Genomic DNA, 223 nt, shown 5'->3' with positions numbered 1-223 from the left:
CTCGGGCCCGTCGTCGCCAATTTCCTGCTCGCCGACGAGATCAACCGCGCGCCCGCGAAGGTGCAGTCGGTGGTGGTGTCCAACGGGTTTCGCCGTCGGCATCGTCTCGTGGTGCCAGTCCACCCGTCGTGGAGGCGTTGTCGCTTTCCGCGGGTTGTTTCGCGGGGAAGGCATACTCGGTGGGACCGAAATCGAGGCGTCGCCGTCGACCGCGTAGGGGGTG

1 protein-coding gene and 1 pseudogene are annotated in these 223 nt (G+C 67.3%); one reads left to right on the top strand and one right to left on the bottom strand.

Annotated elements, in window-relative coordinates; all coding sequences use genetic code 11:
- Positions 1-78 (top strand): annotated as a pseudogene (locus GOOTI_RS25850) (AAA family ATPase); the annotation flags it as partial.
- Here the strand turns inward: GOOTI_RS25850 and GOOTI_RS26540 are convergent.
- Positions 41-223, bottom strand: a 183-nt coding sequence (locus tag GOOTI_RS26540) for a hypothetical protein (RefSeq protein ID WP_138985339.1), incomplete at its 5' end; no start/stop codon positions are given. The pseudogene GOOTI_RS25850 and the gene GOOTI_RS26540 sit on opposite strands and share 38 nt — an antisense overlap.

The sequence above is a fragment of the Gordonia otitidis NBRC 100426 genome, from assembly GCF_000248075.1.
In the GTDB taxonomy this organism is placed as follows: Bacteria; Actinomycetota; Actinomycetes; order Mycobacteriales; family Mycobacteriaceae; genus Gordonia; species Gordonia otitidis.
This window is presented reverse-complemented; position numbering and strand designations above follow the sequence as displayed.